Here is a 3,062-nt window from a genome sequence, read left to right on the forward strand (position 1 = left end):
CCGTGGCGACGAAGGCGATGACCGCGTCCGCGACGAGCTGGACGGCGATGGCCGCGAGCAGGAGTCCGGCGATCCGGGTCACGAGAGTCGTGCCGGAGTCCTTCAGCACGCGGTGCACGAGTCCGGCGAAACGCATCGCGAGCCACAGGCAGATGTGCACGCCGACCACCCCGAGGGCGATCGCGAGCCAGTCCTCCATGGCGTCGGACTGCTGGACGAAGACCATCGTCGCGACGATCGCGCCGGGACCCGCGAGCAGGGGGGTGCCGAGGGGGACGAGGGCGACGTTGACGCTCTCGTTGGCCGAGGGCTGCGGGGCGTCCGCGTTGCCCGTCAGCAGCTCCATGGCGACGAGCAGGAGCAGCAGTCCACCCGACGCCTGGAGGGCCGCGAGCGAGATGTGCATGTACGCGAGCAGCTGCTGGCCGAACACCGCGAAGGAGACGATCACCCCGAACGCCACCAGCACGGCCTGTCGCGCGGCGCGGTGCCGCTGGGCCCGCGTCATCGCCCCGGTGAGCCCGAGGAAGATCGGCACCGTCCCGGGCGGGTCCATGATGATGAACAGGGTGATGAACACCTCGGCCAGCATCCGCCAGTTGACGACGTTCACCGCAGCACCTCGAGTCGACCGCGCTGAGTGATCTCGGCGAGTACCTCTGCGGTGGTGAGGTTCTCCCCCAGGCGGTTGGGCTTGCCCGTGCCGTGGTAGTCGCTCGAGCCGGTCTCGAGCAGGTCGTGTCGTCGTGCCGCGGCGCGCAGCCGGGCGCGTTGGGCCTCGTCGTTGTCGCGGTGGTCGACCTCGAGCCCGGCCAGTCCGGCGTCGACCAGGCCCGCGATCTCCGCGTCGCTGACGGGCCGGTCACGCCTGGCCGCGCCGGGATGTGCCAGCACGGGCACCCCACCGGCCTCGAGGACCATCCCGATCGCGTGGGCCGCGTCGGGTGCGTAGTGCGGCACCCAGTACGGCGACCCCGTCGCGAGGAGGCGGTCGAAGGCTGCCGTGCGGTCCGGCACGTGCCCGCGTGCCACGAGGGCGTCAGCGATGTGCGGGCGCCCGACGGTGGCCTCGTCGCCGGTCTGCTGCAGGACGTCACCCCAGGTCAGCGGCAGGTCCTTCGACAGCCGGTCGACGATGCGGCGGGCTCGTTCGACGCGCGCCTCGCGCACCGTCTCCGCCTCGGCGAGCAGGGCGGGGCTCTGCGGGTCGAGCAGGTAGCCGAGCAGGTGCACGCTGCGCCCGTGCAGCCGGCAGGACAGCTCCACCCCGCGCACCAGGCCGATGCCGAGCTCACGGGCTGCCCGCTCCGCCTCGTCCCAGCCGCGGGTGGAGTCGTGGTCGGTGAGGGCGACGACGTCCAGCCCGGCGCGCACGGCCGAGGCGATGACCTCATCCGGCTGCTCGGTGCCGTCCGAGGCCACCGAGTGGGTGTGGAGGTCGATACGCACGGGCTCAAGGGTAGGGCTCGCGCGCCCGCCTCCGGACGAGACCTCTGCCGCATCGCGTCACGGAGCATCCCGCCGACAGTGCCACGATGGGGGCATGTCCGAGCAGACCCCGCAGCAGACCTCCGCCCCCGCCCCGCAGAGCCTGGCGGCGTGAGGCAGCAACCGATCGCAGCGCCCCACCTCGGCGGCGTTCCGCAGGTTCATCTCCGACCGGTGGGGTGGCGCGCACGCTCCGCGGCCGGCCCGCGCCGACGTCGCCCCGTTCGCCGCCGCCCGTCGTGAGCGGCTCAGCGCGCAGTTCCCCGGCGATCGCCTGGTGGTCCCCGCCGGCCCGCTGCGCACCCGCTCCAACGACACCGACTACCGGTTCCGGCCGCACTCCGCCTTCGCGCACCTCACCGGCCTGGGCACCGACCAGGAGCCCGACGCCGTGCTCGTGCTGCACCCGGTCGAGGGCGGGCACGAGGCCGTGCTCTACTGCCGTCCGATGGCAGGGCGGGACAGCGAGGAGTTCTTCGCCGACTCCCGCTACGGGGAGTTCTGGGTCGGGGCGCGCCCGAGCCTGGAGGACCTCGCCGAGCTCACCGGCCTGCGCGTCCTGCCGCTCGACCAGCTGCCGGACGCCCTCGCGAAGGACGTCGGCGTGGACGGCGTGCAGGTCAGGGTGGTGCCCGAGGCCGACGACACCGTGACGACGCAGGTCGAGCTCGCCCGCGCGGAGTCGGACCTCACCGAGGCGGAGATCCTCGCGGCGGACGAGACGCTCGCCGAGGCCGTCTCCGAGCTGCGCCTGGTCAAGGACGCCTGGGAGGTCGAGCAGATGCGGATCGCGATCGCCGCGACCGCCGCCGGCTTCGAGCGCGTCATCCGCGAACTCCCGCGCGCAGTGGCCCACCGCCGCGGGGAGCGGGTCATCGAGGCGGTCTTCGACGGCAACGCCCGCGAGGAGGGCAACGCCGTCGGCTACGAGACGATCGCCGCCTCCGGGGAGCACGCCACGACGCTGCACTGGATCCGCAACGACGGCGAGGTGCACGAGGGCGACGTCCTGCTGCTCGACGCCGGGGTCGAGGCCGACTCGCTCTACACCGCCGACGTGACGCGATCGCTGCCGATCGACGGCACGTTCACGGAGGTCCAGCGGCGGATCTACCTCGCCGTCCTCGACGCGGCCGACGCCGCGTTCGCCGTCGCCAAGCCGGGCACCACCTTCCGCGACCTGCACAACGCAGCGATGGAGGTCATCGCCGCGCGGCTCGAGGAGTGGGGGCTGCTGCCCTGCACGGCCGCCGAGTCCCTCGACCCCGAGGGCCAGTTCCACCGCCGCTGGATGGTGCACGGCACGAGCCACCACCTGGGGCTCGACGTGCACGACTGCGCCCAGGCCAGGCGCGAGATGTACCTGGACGGCGTGCTCGAGCCGGGGATGGTCTTCACGATCGAGCCCGGCCTGTACTTCAAGTCGGACGACCTCGCCGTGCCCGAGGAGTACCGCGGGATCGGCGTGCGGATCGAGGACGACGTCCTGATCACCGCCGACGGCAACGAGAACCTCTCCGCGGCGCTGCCCCGCCGTCCCGAGGACGTCGAGGCGTGGATGGCGCGGCTGCAGG

General features: G+C 73.0%; 2 protein-coding genes and 1 pseudogene. 1 reads left to right on the top strand and 2 read right to left on the bottom strand.

Annotation, left to right across the window (positions count from 1 at the left end):
* Both ABWK99_RS15275 and ABWK99_RS15280 read right to left on the bottom strand, forming a co-directional pair.
* Positions 1–592: MarC family protein (locus tag ABWK99_RS15275; protein ID WP_372595547.1), on the bottom strand; the 592-nt coding region annotated here is incomplete at its 3' end.
* 17 nt (positions 593–609) lie between these two features.
* Complete coding sequence (locus ABWK99_RS15280; RefSeq protein WP_372595546.1) at positions 610–1,449, bottom strand: PHP domain-containing protein; 840 nt, start codon at positions 1,447–1,449, stop codon at positions 610–612.
* Between the two features lie 154 nt (positions 1,450–1,603).
* On the opposite strand from ABWK99_RS15280, the pseudogene ABWK99_RS15285 reads away from it, so the two are divergent.
* A pseudogene (locus ABWK99_RS15285) lies at positions 1,604–3,062 on the top strand (aminopeptidase P family protein); the annotation flags it as partial.

The sequence above is a fragment of the Actinotalea sp. genome (assembly GCF_041597215.1).
Lineage (GTDB): Bacteria > Actinomycetota > Actinomycetes > Actinomycetales > Cellulomonadaceae > Actinotalea.